This is a genomic window from Psychrobacter sp. 72-O-c (assembly GCF_904846605.1).
Taxonomy (GTDB): domain Bacteria; phylum Pseudomonadota; class Gammaproteobacteria; order Pseudomonadales; family Moraxellaceae; genus Psychrobacter.
In genome coordinates, this window is the sequence record NZ_CAJHBI010000026.1 from 33,692 (window position 1) to 48,893 (window position 15,202).

The 15,202-nt window shown below is 43.4% G+C and carries 12 protein-coding genes and 1 pseudogene; 9 read left to right on the plus strand and 4 right to left on the minus strand.

All coding sequences use genetic code 11. The annotated features are described in order from the left end of the window. Positions 1–218 precede the first annotated feature (218 nt). Positions 219–1,028, plus strand: a complete 810-nt coding sequence (locus JMX97_RS10175; RefSeq protein ID WP_201557775.1) for an enoyl-ACP reductase — start codon at positions 219–221, stop codon at positions 1,026–1,028. 171 nt (positions 1,029–1,199) lie between these two features. After that, positions 1,200–1,898 (plus strand): YoaK family protein, encoded by a 699-nt coding sequence (locus JMX97_RS10180; RefSeq protein WP_201557776.1) that lies wholly within the window; start codon positions 1,200–1,202, stop codon positions 1,896–1,898. Positions 1,899–1,967: 69 nt separating this feature from the next. Here JMX97_RS10180 and JMX97_RS10185 read toward each other — a convergent pair whose 3' ends face one another. After that, positions 1,968–2,129 carry a hypothetical protein gene (locus JMX97_RS10185; protein ID WP_201557777.1) on the minus strand — a complete coding sequence of 54 codons (162 nt, stop codon included), beginning with the start codon at positions 2,127–2,129 and terminating at the stop codon, positions 1,968–1,970. A gap of 399 nt (positions 2,130–2,528) precedes the next feature. On the opposite strand from JMX97_RS10185, the gene JMX97_RS10190 reads away from it, so the two are divergent. The 4 genes from JMX97_RS10190 to hrpA all read left to right on the plus strand — a co-directional run bounded on the left by JMX97_RS10190 (position 2,529) and on the right by hrpA (position 9,732). After that, a complete protein-coding gene (locus JMX97_RS10190; protein WP_201557780.1) occupies positions 2,529–3,950 on the plus strand; it encodes an SLC13 family permease in 1,422 nt (473 codons plus the stop codon). Between the two features lie 225 nt (positions 3,951–4,175). Next, on the plus strand, positions 4,176–4,700 hold the full coding sequence (locus JMX97_RS13910; protein ID WP_265089454.1) for an alpha/beta fold hydrolase: 525 nt from the start codon (positions 4,176–4,178) through the stop codon (positions 4,698–4,700). Between the two features lie 19 nt (positions 4,701–4,719). After that, positions 4,720–5,196 (plus strand): alpha/beta fold hydrolase, encoded by a 477-nt coding sequence (locus tag JMX97_RS13915; protein ID WP_265089455.1) that lies wholly within the window; start codon positions 4,720–4,722, stop codon positions 5,194–5,196. Between the two features lie 234 nt (positions 5,197–5,430). Next, on the plus strand, positions 5,431–9,732 hold the full coding sequence (gene hrpA, locus JMX97_RS10200) for an ATP-dependent RNA helicase HrpA (protein WP_201557782.1): 4,302 nt from the start codon (positions 5,431–5,433) through the stop codon (positions 9,730–9,732). Between the two features lie 287 nt (positions 9,733–10,019). On the opposite strand, the gene benE is transcribed toward hrpA, so the two are convergent. Further along, positions 10,020–11,216 (minus strand): benzoate/H(+) symporter BenE, encoded by a 1,197-nt coding sequence (gene benE, locus JMX97_RS10205; RefSeq protein WP_201557784.1) that lies wholly within the window; start codon positions 11,214–11,216, stop codon positions 10,020–10,022. Positions 11,217–11,416: 200 nt separating this feature from the next. On the opposite strand from benE, the gene JMX97_RS10210 reads away from it, so the two are divergent. Then, a complete protein-coding gene (locus JMX97_RS10210; RefSeq protein WP_201557786.1) occupies positions 11,417–12,016 on the plus strand; it encodes a class I SAM-dependent methyltransferase in 600 nt (199 codons plus the stop codon). Positions 12,017–12,274: 258 nt separating this feature from the next. Here JMX97_RS10210 and JMX97_RS10215 read toward each other — a convergent pair whose 3' ends face one another. After that, positions 12,275–12,766: a lactoylglutathione lyase family protein gene (locus JMX97_RS10215; protein ID WP_201557788.1), complete on the minus strand. Its 492-nt coding sequence runs from the start codon at positions 12,764–12,766 to the stop codon at positions 12,275–12,277. A gap of 121 nt (positions 12,767–12,887) precedes the next feature. Between JMX97_RS10215 and JMX97_RS10220 the strand changes: the two genes are divergently transcribed. Further along, on the plus strand, positions 12,888–13,757 hold the full coding sequence (locus tag JMX97_RS10220; protein ID WP_201557790.1) for a LysR family transcriptional regulator: 870 nt from the start codon (positions 12,888–12,890) through the stop codon (positions 13,755–13,757). A gap of 442 nt (positions 13,758–14,199) precedes the next feature. Continuing rightward, entirely contained in the window at positions 14,200–14,622 is a 423-nt protein-coding gene (locus JMX97_RS10225; protein WP_201557792.1) for a tetratricopeptide repeat protein, read from the plus strand. A 116-nt stretch (positions 14,623–14,738) separates the two neighbouring features. Here the strand turns inward: JMX97_RS10225 and JMX97_RS10230 are convergent. Then, positions 14,739–15,065 (minus strand): annotated as a pseudogene (locus tag JMX97_RS10230) (DUF1971 domain-containing protein); the annotation flags it as partial. Positions 15,066–15,202: the final 137 nt, after the last annotated feature.

Genomic DNA, 15,202 nt, shown 5'->3' on the forward strand with positions numbered 1-15,202 from the left:
CGTGAACTTTGCCCAACTTCATACCGTTATGGACAAGGCTAAGTGCTTTAATCAGCGATTGTTCATAATTACCTATAATAGTTTACGACTGTTTACTTAATTTGATTCGTGTATAATGAGACATCTTTTTATCGCTTTATTTTTCTGCAATTTAGCAGTGTTTATTTATCATATCGAATATAAATTGCATATATTCGATCGATCCACAAGGAACTATTATGCTACTCCAAGGACAACGCTTTGTCGTCACCGGCATCGCCAGCAAACTCTCTATTGCATGGGCTATCGCTGAAGCGCTGCATCGTGAAGGAGCATCTTTAATCCTAACTTATCCTAACGATAAAATTAAAAAGCGTGTGGATATGGCCGCCGAAAAATTCGAGGCCGATCTGGTACTTGAGTGTGATGTGGCCTCTGATGATTCTATTGCTGCCTGTTTTGAGCAAGTAACGGCGCATTGGGGTGACGGTATTGATGGCGTGGTACATGCGATTGGCTTTGCTCCGATGGATCAGCTCAATGGTGACTTTACCAGTGCTACTACTCGCGAAGGCAGCCAAATTGCCCATGATATTTCAAGCTATAGCTTTGTGGCGTTGGCCAAAGAAGCCCGCGAGCTGCTAGCAATGCGTCACGGTTCTATGCTAACTCTGACTTATGAAGGCAGCATTTCAGTCTTGCCAAACTATAATGTCATGGGTATGGCAAAAGCCAGTCTAGAGGCCAGTGTAAGATATTTAGCGACATCAATGGGTGGTGAAGGTATTCGCGTTAATGCCATCTCAGCAGGGCCTATCCGTACCCTTGCGGCTAGCGGTATTAAGTCATTCCGTAAAATGCTCGATATCAGTGAAAAAATCGCACCATTACAGCGTAATATTAGCCAAATGGAAGTGGGTAATGCCGCACTCTTCCTGCTATCGCCATGGGCGTCTGGTATCACTGGGGAAATTATGTTCGTTGATGCCGGCTTTAATACTGTGGCCATCAGTGAGCAATTAATGATGCTAGATGAACAAGATAAATAGATTGAGTGGTTGGCAGCTGGTAATTAATTACTAATACTTAACCGCCCACTGTTATATGTTTTTGTATATATAAATAAGGAGAAAGGCAGCCAATCGGCTGTCTTTTTTCGTTATAACCTTTTTCAGTTATACTGTAGGCTTTTTCGGATGATGAGCTATTAGGCGGCGGATATGATAACCAAACTACCGAAATGGATACTGTGGGGTGGCGCGGTATTGGCTTTTAGTGCCGGCTGCGTTAATACTGCTGCGTTAATGGGCTTTACCAACCTGTCCGTATCGCATGTCACTGGTAATGTCAGTTTGTTTTCAGCTGCCATCGCGCATTTTGATGCTCGCAGTATTTTATATATTGGCGCGTCGTTATTGTCATTTTTGGCAGGGGCGATATTAAGTGGGTTTGTCATTGGGAAAACCTCTTTAAAGCTGGGAAAAAGCTATGGTCGCGCGCTGTATATTGAGGCAGCATTGCTATTGATCAGCTACTTTTTATATCAGCAGCATGATTATCTAGGACAGTTAGCAGCGGCAATGGCCTGTGGATTACAAAACGCTATGGTTGCCACGTATAGCGGCGCGGTCATACGTACGACCCATTTGACGGGTTTGACATCCGACATGGGCGCAGCGATTGGTAACTGGCTGGCAGGTCGCCGCATCAGTAAACCTACCCTTGGCTTTCAGGCTATCATTTGGTATTGCTTTTGCGGTGGCGGGGCAGTGGGTGCATTTTTGTATGCCAAAGTTGGCTATGGCGCGTTATTTTTACCCATCATTATTGTGTTAATGTCTGCTGTTATATACAACTATGCGTCAGATAATTTACCTGAGAAGCGACAACCAAGACGAAAAAAGCACTCATCAAATTGATAAGCGCTTTTTTTATACTTTATAAATTCGTGTTGTGGCTTTCTTAAATAGGCTAAGTCATTAGATAGACTATTTTTCGTCTTCTTTATGATCTTCGTGTTCGTGTAGACCTTGCATCATATCGAGCGCTGAATCGTCGGTACGCTGCTGGTCTTCTTTAGCAAGGCCGTCTTGATTAATATCTCTTGGTGCCATTTTGGTGGTAGCGTCAGTTTTGTTGTCGTTTGACATGAGTTACTCCTGTTTGTTTTTATTAACTTTCCAATGGTAATATTATTAATTAAAGTCTATAAGCGTTAGTTGACTAATGCCTTTAGGTTACCCCATTGAGTATGTGATATCGATCACTAGTTGTACAGGGACGATGTGCGATTGTTTAGTGACGGTATGTAACAATATACCATCCTGATTTGACCAGTTGAGGTAAGTTATTACAGTCAGGTAATGATAAAGACATATTGATAATAAGGTTTTTTGAGAACACTGTAAAAAGCATTCGAGCGGAGAATATTCCTGCTATGATGACGACGTATTTTGGTGGGGCCGTTATAAAGCTATTGCTAATGGCTAAAATTTATCTTTACCCCCTATAATTTTTATCACTGTTCTTGGACACAAGAAGGATATTTTATGTCAGAGCAGAAATTAGACAGCCATCTTCCTGATGATGGCAACGAATATTTATTTACCGATACCTTCCCAAAGGGCACTGGTAAAGGGCTAATAGTAGTGGCAATAGCTGCGATTATCAGTATGATTATTTACAACGTCCTACCGTACGATATCAGTGCCAATAAAGGCCTCACCCTGCTATTCTTTATTGGCGTGTTGTGGTTGACTGAAGCGGTGCATGTGACTATTACCGCGATATTGGTCGTCGTAATAGGGGCACTTATTGGTATACCAGACTTCGATGCCGAAATCGGTTTACAAAGTTTTGCCAACCCGATTATTTATTTGTTCTTTGGTGGTTTTGCGTTAGCGGCAGCGTTGCATGTGCAGAAATTGGATAGAAAAATTGCGCTCAAGATTTTATCAATGTCAGGTGGCAATCTTGGAACCGCAGTATTTTTGATATTTGGGGTGACTGCATTTTTATCGATGTGGATATCGAATACGGCCACTGCGGCGATGATGTTGCCATTGGCGTTGGGTATTTTAACGCAGGTTGACCGTGAAAAAGACCGTGGCACTTTCGTGTTTGTGCTATTAGGTATCGCCTATTCTGCTAATCTTGGGGGTTTGGGTACGATTGTTGGTTCACCGCCTAATGCGATTGCTGCCAAAGCGCTTGATATTGCTTTTGTTGATTGGATGAAGTTTGGTATTCCCATGATGTTGGTGCTGTTGCCACTATTATTGGGCGCAATGTATCTTTTCCTTAAACCCAATCTCAATCGTCAGGTCACGCTCAACGAAGATGAGCCTATTGCATGGAATAAACCCCGTGTACTGACGATTATCGTATTTATTATAACCGCGTTGAGCTGGATACTCTCTAAAAAAATCGGTGCAGCGCTTAATGTCGATGATGTCGATTCCATTGTCGCATTGTTAGCAGCATCAGCAGTGGTCAGCTTAGGTTTGGTGTCATGGAAACAGGTCTCTGACAACACTGACTGGGGCGTACTTATGTTGTTCGGTGGTGGTATTGCGCTATCAACGGTTCTAAAAGTCTCAGGAGCCTCCTTGGTTCTTGGGCAAGCAGTCGCCAATGGGCTGTCATCTGCACCGCTTATCTTAGTGGTGCTTTCAGTAGCGGCATTCATTATCTTCTTAACGGAGTTTGCCTCTAATACCGCTTCTGCTGCTCTATTAGTACCCGTTTTTGCGGCTATTGCTGAGCAAATGGGTCTACCGCCTGCCGTATTGGTAATGATTATTGGTATTGGTGCCTCGTGTGCCTTTATGCTACCGGTTGCCACTCCGCCAAATGCGATTGTCTTTGGTACAGGGCTTATCAAGCAGTCAGAGATGATACGTACTGGTGTGATACTTAATATCATTGCCACCTTTGTGGTCGGATTATGGGCGTATTTCTTTTTACTCTAATGACTGATTAATCCAGTATTGCAATAATTAATGTAAAAACCCGATGTCTGCGCTATAGCTGGACATCGGGTTTTTTGCATAGGTTTGATTGTTTTGTACTTGTCAGTTAACAACGCTTGGGGCTGTTCATTTTTTTGCTGCTATTATAAGCGTTGTTATGACTGCTGTATCAATAATATTTAGCTATGCAAATTAATCAAATATAATTAAATGGATTTAATTAAAATGATGCCAGGTCTAGTAAAAGTTGCTTTCTATATTTGCATAAGTATATTTGCCATAGTAGTCGCTACACTGGCATTTTTTTGGGCGCCTGATCGCAGTGTTGCTGAGTTAAAACAATGGCAACTGCCTAATAGTGAGTTTATAGATGTACAAGGCATGCAAGTTCACGTAGTGCAGTCAGCACAATGTGAGGTTTATCGTAGTAGACCGATGATCGATAATGCGGTTAAATCTGGTAAAAAACTACCAGAAATTATGGTTTTATTACATGGTACTTCAGCAAGCGTGCATACTTGGGAAGGTTGGACAGCGCAGCTCAGCGATGAGTATTGTGTGGTGAGTATGGATCTGCCTGGCTTTGGTTTGACCGGGCCATATATTGATAAGACGACAGAGTACACTAGCGCTAACTACGCCGCTTTTGTTGTAGAGCTACTAGATACGTTGCGTTTAGATCGAGTCATTTTGGCAGGCAACTCACTAGGGGGGGGGAATTGCTTGGCGTACAGCCGTCTTATATCCTGAGTACGTGGAAAAACTGATATTGATCGACTCAGTTGGCTATCCGGCCACGCCAAAAAGCGTACCCATTGGTTTTAAGCTCGCAAAATATCCTGTGTTAACGCCTATCTTAAATCGTGTATTGCCCCGAGATGTCGTTAAAAAGAGCGTTCTGAGCGTTTATGCAAATGATAGCAAAGTCGATGAGGCTTTGGTTGATCGCTACTATGATTTGACATTGCGCCAAGGCAATCGCCAAGCGCTTAGTCGGCGCTTGCAAGAGACTGATAGCGCGGCCAATCCAGAGCAAATCAAGCAGTTGGTCATACCAACCTTGATCTTATGGGGTGCACAGGATGACCTTATTCCAGTCGAAAACGCTGCTCTTTTTCATCGAGATATCAGTAACAGTCAGCTCAAAATATTCGACGGCTTAGGACACGTGCCACATGAAGAAGATCCCATTACGACAGTCGCGGTAGTCAAACAATTTTTGGCTGGAAAACCAGTCAGTGAATAGCAGCACTTGCGAAACTTCTGACGTCAAAAGTATATTACTCGAAAGTGTGACCATCCAGCCGCACTTTTTTAATGGCACTATCAAAAGTATATTAGTAAAAGTATATTAGAATGGTAGTATGCAACACTTCAAGGCTTGAGACTTAAGGTTTGAAATTCGACTGTATCTTGAATCGCAGCCAAATTATCCCCATAATCTAACCACTCTTCATATAAAAAAATAGCCTAAGCAAATATGACTAATACTTCAAAGAACACCGAAAATACGAACAAGAATGACCTAAACGATAATATTGATATAAAGAATCACGTAGAGGATAAAACAAATTCTCAGCCGCAAATTGCAGGCAATGTACCTGTACTTGCTAAAGATGAATTCTATTTAAGCAAACTTGAACGTGAGCTTACGCGTGGTTCTTCGTCTAGAAAATCATCTAATAAAAAACCTAGTACAGATGGCAAACACGACGCTAAAAATAGCGATGATTTAGAGAAAAAGCAGGCACAGTTTGAAAAGCTAAAAACCCGCTCACAGCAAGCGGTGCAAGCGCGCATGGATAGCATCCCAGAAAATCTACCTGCAAGGCTAAATCTCGATTTACCCGTCAGCCAACGAAGCGATGATTTGGTGCAAGCGATTATCGATAATCAAGTCATTATAGTGGCGGGCGAGACGGGCTCTGGTAAGACTACTCAGCTGCCAAAATTGGCGATGCTGGCAGGTCGCGGCATAAGAGGGCAGATTGGACATACTCAGCCGCGCAGGCTGGCGGCGCGCAGTGTGGCAAACCGCATCGCTGAAGAGTTAGGTGAACAGTTAGGAGGTACGGTCAGCTTTAAGATTCGCTTTAACGAGCAAGGTACCGCGCAGTCAGTAATTAAGCTGATGACCGATGGTATCTTACTTGCTGAATTAGGTCACGATCGCTTTTTAAGTAAATACGATACGATCATTATCGATGAGGCCCATGAGCGAAGCTTAAATATTGACTTTATTATGGGTTATCTAAAGCAATTACTGCCCAGACGGCCTGATTTGAAAGTCATTATTACTTCAGCAACCCTAGATACCCAGCGTTTTAGTGATTACTTTAGCCGCTATGATGCCAAGTTAAAACGTCAGATACCTGCGCCTATTTTTAATGTAGAAGGCCGCAACTTTCCGGTCGAGGTACGTTATCGTCCGCTCACCGATGAGCCGGTGACCAGCTCAGATGACGATAGTTACGATGATTTTGAAGAGAATCTACCGCGTGCTGTGGTTGCCGCCGTAGAAGAATGCTTTAGTGATGCGCAAAGCAAGGGTCATGCGGATCAAGCCGATATTTTGATATTTGCCGCCACCGAAGCTGAAATTCGTGAAACGCAAGAAGTGCTTGAACGTCATGGGCCAAAGCACACAGAAATATTACCATTATTTGCGCGGCAGACCTATGAGGAACAGCAGCGTATCTTCCAGCCGTCAGGTAGGGGTCGACGTATTGTCATCGCTACCAACGTCGCTGAGACCGCTTTGACCGTACCTGGTATTCGTTATGTGATTGACTTGGGCTTTGCACGTATCTCACGCTACTCCTACCGCTCGCGTGTGCAGCGCTTACCGATTGAAGCCATTGCCCAAGCAGCAGCCAATCAGCGTAAAGGTCGCTGTGGTCGGGTCGCGCCAGGGGTTTGTATTCGCTTGTATAGCGAAGAGGATTTCAGTGGCCGTCCTGAGTTTACTGAGCCGGAGATTTTACGAACCAATTTGGCGTCAGTAATCTTACAGATGGCTAACTTGCGCTTAGGCAGTGTTGATGACTTTGATTTTATTGAGCCGCCTGACAGCCGTTTGGTTACTGATGGTCATAAATTGCTTGATGAGTTGGGCGCGATTACACCCAAAAATGAGCCAGCAACTGACAGGGAAACCAGCCAGACAAACAATAAGCCAAAACGCAAAGGTTTAGATCATCTGCGTCTTACGTCTACCGGACAAAAAATGGCACGGATGCCAATAGACCCAAGGCTGGCACGCATGTTAGTCGCGGGTAGTGACTTTGACTGTATTCGTGAAATGCTGATTGTGGTAGCAGCGCTTGCGGTTCAAGACCCACGTGAGCGTCCTGCTAATAAGCGCACGCAAGCAGATCAAAAGCACGCAGTATTCCGCCAAGATGACTCGGATTTTTTATTCTATTTGAGTCTTTGGAAAACGCTGTTTGAAAAAGATGAGGATGGCAATAAATTATCCGGCAATCAGCGTAGGCAGTTTGCCAAAAACAACTATTTGAGCTTTCCACGTGTCCGTGAATGGCATCAAACCCATCGTCAGCTGGTACAAATGGTTACCGAGCTTAAGCTCAAAGATGTCAGTAGTTCAAAAGCCAGTAATAAAAACGGTGCTAAAAATGGCTCTAAAAACAACCTTGATGAGCTCGATATTAATAGTGATCCGACAGGCATTGATGATGAGGAACTAAAAGCGGTTAAATATGCCAATTTACATCGTGCATTATTGACTGGATTGCTGTCAATTATCGCCCATAAAACCGAAAATCGTGGTGAATATCTAGCCGCACGCCAGCAAAAGGCCAAGATATTCCCAGCCAGTACCGTATTTAAGCAAATACCACCGTGGGTGATGGCGTTTGAGATGGTAGAGACCTCACAAGTCTTTATGCGTACGGTTGCCAAGATTGAACCAGAATGGATTATCTCAGCGGCTGGTAACTTATTAAAGTATCACTACTTTGAGCCACACTGGTCGAAGAAGACTGGACGGGTAAAAGCCTACGCGCAGATCAGCTTGTTTGGCTTGATTATTATTGGTAAGCAGCTGACTAACTATGAACAAGTTAATCTAATTGAAGCACGCGAGATATTTATCCGTGATGGTCTAGTAACCGGTAACTTCGGCCGGCAAGCGCCATTTTTACAGCATAATATGGATAAAGTGGCTGATATTGAACGCATCGAAGACAAGCTGCGTCGTCGTGATTTACTGGTTGATGAAGAGACGCTCTATCAGTTTTATGATCAGAAAACACCTGAGCACATTGCCAGCCGTAAAGCCTTTGAAGATTGGCGTGCGGACATTGAAAAAACCGATAACAAATATCTATTCTTTACTGATGAAGATGTACTAAACAGCCAAGCACCAACCACTGGTGATTTCCCAGAAGTTTGGCAATTGGGTGATTTAAAGCTACCGCTACGCTATATCTTCGATCCGTCAAGCGACGAAGATGGGGTGACTATTCGTGTGCCATTAGCGGCTTTACCGCAATTGGATGCGATTGAATTGTTATGGGGCGTACCCGGTTGGCGATTTGAGCTGGTGTTACAGCTATTGAAATCGTTGCCGAAAGACATTCGCCGACAGATAGTACCGATTCCTGATACGGCCGACAGTTTATTCGATGAGCTACAACCTGCGCAATCGCAAGGGTTGTTAAAGCAACTGTGCCAAGCGCTAAATCGCCGCGGAATTATGTCGGTAACACCCGACAACTTCAACCCATCTACCATTGACCGTTATTTACAGCCGCAAATCTGTGTGGTCGATGATAAGAATCGCATTATCGAAAAAGGTCGTGACCTGCAAACCTTGCAAGTCCGTCATGCTAGCGAGACCAGTCAAGCCGTCACTGAACAGCAAGGCGCGCATACTAGCTTTCCTGAGCATTTTAAGTTTAGCAAAAACCATCATAGCGCTGGCGTAGTCATGAAGCAGTTTGCCGCCTTGGTTACTGATGAGGCTGGCGAGGCGGTATCGATTCATCAATATACTGACGTGACCGCCGCTTTGCAAGCGCACCGCATTGGCGTTCTGACGCTAATGAAAGGGCAGCTGGGTGCGAAGAAAAAGCAGCTGACCAGTCAGATAGATAAGATATTTAAACTGGCCTTTGCGCCACTCGGTGATATGGAAAAGCTAAAAACCATCGTCATTGATGCCGCACTAGATGCTGCTCTTGAAGAGCACTATATCTTATTTGATCATAGTGAAGACTTGCCTGAGAGCGCTGGTGATATTGCTATCGGCTTAGCTGAAGAGCTACCCTTCACGTTAGAAGAATATCAGCAAACCTCAGACGTGGTGATTAGTAACTTCCTACTAACCGGACAGACGGTGATCAAGACACTTAAAAATGTCTATACCCGGTGGCAGCGTATTCGCCAAGGATTATTAATGCTCGATCGGGAAATATTTGGTGAGTCTATCGACGATATGGAAGACCAATTAGAAGATTTACATTTGGCTAATTTTGTCTACCGTATGGATTATAGCCATTGGCAGCAGTATCCGCGTTATCTCGAAGCGCTGGAGATTCGCCTTGAAAGACTTGAGCACAATATTGAAGCGGATCTCGATGGCGTCTATGCGCTAGATTTACATATGGAGCGGTTATCAGGGCGCGCCAATGCTGAGTCTATCAGCGAATATCGCTGGCTAGTCGAGGAATATCGCATTCAACTCTTCGCCCAACCGATGAAAACTCGCATGGCAGTATCACCGAAGCGTCTTAGTAAAATGTGGGATAAGGTGAGTTAGGGTGGGATTTTTTGTAGGGTGGGTTAGCGAATGTGTAACCCGCCTATTTTAAAGTTGTCATAGAAATCATCGAGGCGGTTTAAATTTTGTCGGCTGTGCTTTCAAGACTTTACCAAAACTACTTAACCTTACGGCTACTACCTTCACTGTTAGTTAATACTTTCTGGACACTAATTCTAGTGTTTTTGATGAATTATGAAAGTGCTCAGAAAATACTTAGCTAATGGATACTTGCCTTAAGCTATCAGGCTATGGGGCCACCACTAAAAGGCAAGCTTTTTATCTAGCTACACAGAAACATCCGTCACACGTTTCTTAGTCAATACGAAGTGTGCAATCATACCGATACAAATCCCCCAGAATACTGAACTAAGCCCCAAAAAATGCATGCCGGAAGCCGTGGCTAAAAAGGTAATCAACGCCGATTCTCTTTGGTTATCATCTTTCATGGCAACGGTAATATTGGCAGAGATGGCACCGATTAATGCGAGACCTGCTAAGGCTGCGATGAGCTCTTTGGGTAGCAAGCTAAATACGGTCACGATACTACCAGAAAATAAGCCCCCTAATAAGTAAAAAATACCATTGGCTATTCCTGCGATGTAGCGCTTTTCTTTGAGCTCGTGCGCGTCTTTTCCCGTACATAATGCGGCGGTAATAGCCCCTAATATAACCGTGATGCCGCCAACACAAGCGACGGCTAAAGAGGCAATACTGGAGACTGTAATAATAGGTTTAGCAGGAATGTCGTAACCACTCAACCTCAAAATAGCCATACCGGGTAAGAGCTGTCCGGTTAAGCTCACTAAGATAAGCGGAAGGGCTAGGTTCAAAGTTGAATTCCATGACCATTCTGGCCAGATGAGTGTGGGTATGGTTATCGAAAAGTTGATATCGACAGGGTTCATCTTGCCGAATACCACACTTAAGATAACGCCGCAAAGCAATACCCAGATCATCGTATAGCGCGGTGACCAGCGCTTCGCTAGTAAATAACAAGCCAGCATACTGAAGACGATAAACGGCATGGTGTCAGTGGCGACAAATAATTCCAAGCCAAACTGAAACAGGATACCGGCCATCATCCCAGCCGCAATACCAGGAGGGATCAACTTTAGAATTTTATCAAGATAGCCTGTGGCGCCAATGATAAAGATAACCAAGGCTGAGATAATATAAGCAGCAACCGCCTCATTAATACTCATCTGTGGAAATAGCGTTATTAATAAGGCCGTCCCTGGGGCAGACCAACCCATGACCACAGGAGTCTTATATTTGATGGATAGATAAATACTAGGTATAGCTGCCCCTATAGAAATCCCCCAAATCCAAGACGCCATCATGGCATCTGAAACTTGCGCGGCTTGTGCTGCTTGAAAGAAAATAATCAGCGGGCCAGAATAAGCGATGAGTACCGCTAAAAAACCGGCAATAGACGCTGAAATTGACCAATCTTCTCTAAGAGTTTGTATTAAAGTTGCCATATTATCTTCTTGTAAACATCACTATACATTACATCAGGAGCTAACATTATTGGGACAGAAGCTAACGGGGGTTATGCTTTCGCTTCATCCACGCTACGATACTAACTTGCATAGAACACACGTTTTACCATCAGCGCAGACAATGCTATTGATTAGATAGTAGAATAAGACTGAATATCAAGCAACAGAAGGAAGGTAAAATGTGGGATCAGCGCTATAATGAGGCAGGTTTTGCCTATGGCACAGAAGCTAACGACTTTTTAAAAGAGGAGTTTTACAAAATACCAGCAGGCGGGCGTGTGCTGTGCTTAGCTGAAGGAGAGGGAAGGAATGCGGTATTCTTAGCTCAAAATGGCTATCAAGTCACTGCTATGGATCTGTCCAAAGTTGGTTTAAACAAAGCGCTAAAACTAGCCAGTGATAAAGGTGTGGAAATCTCGACTCAGGTTGCAGATTTGGCCGATTATAAATTAGGTGCTGCGCAATGGGATGGCATTGTTTCTATTTGGGCACACATGCCTGAACCAATACAGCGACGCGTCCATGCACAGGTTGCACCGGCATTGAAGCCGGGCGGTGTGTTTATTCTCGAAGCTTATACTTATCAGCAGACTACCATGGAAGGAGTCGGTGGGCCGCCTGCCACGCAAAAAGACAGATTCGTCTCATTAGAAGATTTGCAGAGTGAGCTTGCAGAGCTTGAGGAAGTTATAGGTATTGCAAAACACCGCACTATTTCAGAAGGAACGCGCCATCAAGGTCTCAGCGCAGTTGTGCAATTTGTCGGTTATAAAAAGTAAGAGTAGGGTAGATTAGCGATAGCATAACCCGTCACTTTTAAAGTTAACGAGGTTATTTTTAAAGCTAGCAAAGTCATAAAGGCAGGTTCGTTTTGCCCACTGGCTTTTCGAAACTTTGCCTAAACTAGCCGACCCTACGGCTACTGACAAGAGTTTCGGTAGGCAGCCTTAAAACAGGTAATAGCAGTCTATTCATCACTCGTAGTCACCGCTATCACCTGTTATGACACTCATTAAACAGCTGTCTTAGTACGCCTTTTACAAACTGTAAGTAAGCTCATAGCTGTGGCTGTATATCTCAACAATATTACCGAACGGGTCTTCCATATAAATCATACGGTAAGGTTTTTCGCCAGGATAGTAATAACGTGGTTTTTCCATCCGTTTTTTACCGCCTGCTGCGATGATACTATCAACGAGCTCTTCAAGGTTTGGATCTTGGACACAAAAGTGAAAGATGCCTGTTTTCCAGTATTCAAAGTTATCTTCAGGATTCTCTTGATTCTTAAACTGGAATAGCTCAACACCCACACGATCAGCCGTAGACAGGTGTGAGATATGCAAATGACCCCAACCCTTACCAAATATCTCAGTGCACATCTGACCAACAGGACTGTCATCCTCGACAATCTTAGTGGGCTCTACGATGGTATACCAACCCATCACTTCAGTGTAGAACTTGACGGCCTTGTCTAAATCAGGGACTGACAGACCAATGTGCGAAAAACTTCTAGGATAAACATTCTTCATTACGTGTACTCCGGTTTGATAGGTTTTTATTTAACGTGCTCTTGTTGACGTGAAATAAGTATACAAACCTATAGTCATTACGTAAAATTATCATTTATTATAAAAATAAGTATGAAATTTAATGATAAATACCACATGGTTACGTACCTTTTGCACACTTGTCGAAGTCGGTCACTTTACTCGTACGGCTGAACGCCTATATATGACGCAGTCTGGTGTGAGTCAGCACATCAATAAGCTAGAGGCGCAATTGGATATTGCATTGCTTATTCGGCAAGGTAAGCAGTTCTCTCTGACGGATGCAGGCGCGCGATTATATGCTGAAGCACAAGGTATACTTTTGAGCTTATCGAATTTGGAGCAGCGTATTGGCGAGGATCCCGCTTATGAAGGGGTAGTACGTCTAATGTCGCCGGGAAGCGTTGGACTCAAGCTGTATCCGCATCTACTGGCTCTGCAACAGCAGTATCCTAAGCTGGTGATTGATTATCGGTTTGCTCCAAATGCTGATGTCGAACGCGCCTTGACCTATCATGAGGTTGATATCGGCTTTATGACTGATACCTCAGCGATAGAGACGATAAGTGGTACGGCTATTGCCAACGAGGCATTGTTATTAGTGACGCCTGTCTCTGTCAATGAACCAAGCTGGGGGGCGCTAATGGAGTTGGGATTTATCGATCATCCTGATGGTGCTCATCATGCTGGTATGCTGCTTAGTGCCAATTATCCTGAGTTTCAGCACAGTAATGATTTTGAAAAAAGAGGCTTTTCAAATCAGATTGGTTTAATCCTAGAGCCGGTAAGTAGGGGATTAGGCTTTACGGTATTGCCAGAACATGCCGTTGAAGCCTTTCAGAAACCTCACCTTATTAAAAGCCATCGTTTGACCACTCCGGTCAGTAAAACCTTGTATCTTGCTACAAGGCGGGACTACGCGCTACCCAATAGAATGCAGACGGTTGTTAACGAAATGCAAAAATGGCTGTAAGTCGTAACAATAACCAGACAGGATAAATAAGCATTAATGGCAAAAATAAAAACTAAAAGAAAGTAAGCGATAAGAACAACGGCCATTTACTTTTCTATGTATACTCGCTCAAGGTTGGCCTCTATAGCTAAGCCGCTGTAAAACAGATACAGGATAGCTGAAAGAAGTTTTCGAAGCCTCTAGAGTGACGCAGTCACACAGCAAGCTAGAAAATTTTTTGCCAGTTATCTAAAACCATGTGTGTACCCGTTTTATTTAGTTCTGACTATAGAAGCTGATATCGCATTCAAACAGTATTTTTTTTGACTTCGCTGGCATGAAATTACGTAGGCGACAATTTTAGATCAAATCATAGTAAGCCAGAAATTTTTACCAGCCGCACACAAATATCAGCGTATCTATTTTATGCTGTATTAACAATCGTAGAAAAAGGAAATGAGTAATGGTCAATACCAAAATATATAAGTCAGTCTATATCTTAGCTGAAGAGCTATTAGAGGCTAATAATAGACATAATCAAGAGGCCTTCGATGCGCTTTATATAGATCTGCAAACTATATGCACCGATAACGAAAATACCGATAAAGATCATCCCGTACAATGGGAGACTCTGGCTGATTTTACAGAGGAATTAGACGAGGCTTTAGTTATCTACCAAAAAGCTTTAGAAAAAGCGATTAAAATTAATTCAAAAGACTTTATGTCATCGATAGCCTTTTCTATGGCGGTATTGCAAGTTGAATTAGGCCAAATTGAAGCTGCTGTCGTTAACCTGCAAAACGCAAAAATCAGTGCCAATAAAATCGAAGATAAAGAACTTAAGAACGAAATACATGACCTACTTGTTGAGCTAACAGCCGAGTAAAAAGTATTTATGTACGAATTTAAGTATACCAAAACCTATTAGCAAGCCAAAAGAATAAGGCGTTGACTCTCAAGAACCAGCGCCTTAAATATATGCATATATTGAGTAGTTGATTATTACTCAGTTGGTTTAGCCTTGTCTGATTTATCAAATAAAGCTTCAATCGGTTTACTGTGAATCTTAGAGCTATTGAACATCGATTTATTACCAGTATCGCCTTCAGTCCAGAAGTTAATATTGAATTGGGCGTCATCAGTTAATTCGACCCGATGCCAATATTCAGGTGGACTGACGGCAAATTGTCCTGCTGCAATTACTATGGTTTGCTCAGGTTCGGTGGCAGCTTCATTGGCAAACCCGTAGAAGGTGACAGTGCCTTGCATGACGCAAATTTGGCCGTAAACGCCTTCAGCGGTGTTGTGATGGTTTAATAAAGCGTCAGGGACTTTATCCTTCTTAGATTAACACATGAAGTGCAATTTCAAACAGCAGGTGAAAAAGAGGCCTAGATGCGCTAGCATCACAGTTTCTATCCACCACCAAAGTGAGATTGCAACCATGAGCTATACACATCTAAGCC

What these genes read in the sequence shown, in the direction of transcription:
- JMX97_RS10175 (WP_201557775.1), top strand. Translation starts at nt 219, where the DNA reads ATGCTACTCCAAGGACAACGCTTTGTCGTCACCGGCATCGCCAGCAAA.
- JMX97_RS10220 (WP_201557790.1), top strand. Translation starts at nt 12,888, where the DNA reads ATGATAAATACCACATGGTTACGTACCTTTTGCACACTTGTCGAAGTC.
- JMX97_RS10215 (WP_201557788.1), bottom strand. Translation starts at nt 12,766, where the DNA reads ATGAAGAATGTTTATCCTAGAAGTTTTTCGCACATTGGTCTGTCAGTC.
- JMX97_RS10185 (WP_201557777.1), bottom strand. Translation starts at nt 2,129, where the DNA reads ATGTCAAACGACAACAAAACTGACGCTACCACCAAAATGGCACCAAGA.
- hrpA (WP_201557782.1), top strand. Translation starts at nt 5,431, where the DNA reads ATGACTAATACTTCAAAGAACACCGAAAATACGAACAAGAATGACCTA.
- benE (WP_201557784.1), bottom strand. Translation starts at nt 11,216, where the DNA reads ATGGCAACTTTAATACAAACTCTTAGAGAAGATTGGTCAATTTCAGCG.
- JMX97_RS10180 (WP_201557776.1), top strand. Translation starts at nt 1,200, where the DNA reads ATGATAACCAAACTACCGAAATGGATACTGTGGGGTGGCGCGGTATTG.
- JMX97_RS10225 (WP_201557792.1), top strand. Translation starts at nt 14,200, where the DNA reads ATGGTCAATACCAAAATATATAAGTCAGTCTATATCTTAGCTGAAGAG.
- JMX97_RS10210 (WP_201557786.1), top strand. Translation starts at nt 11,417, where the DNA reads ATGTGGGATCAGCGCTATAATGAGGCAGGTTTTGCCTATGGCACAGAA.
- JMX97_RS10190 (WP_201557780.1), top strand. Translation starts at nt 2,529, where the DNA reads ATGTCAGAGCAGAAATTAGACAGCCATCTTCCTGATGATGGCAACGAA.
- JMX97_RS13910 (WP_265089454.1), top strand. Translation starts at nt 4,176, where the DNA reads ATGATGCCAGGTCTAGTAAAAGTTGCTTTCTATATTTGCATAAGTATA.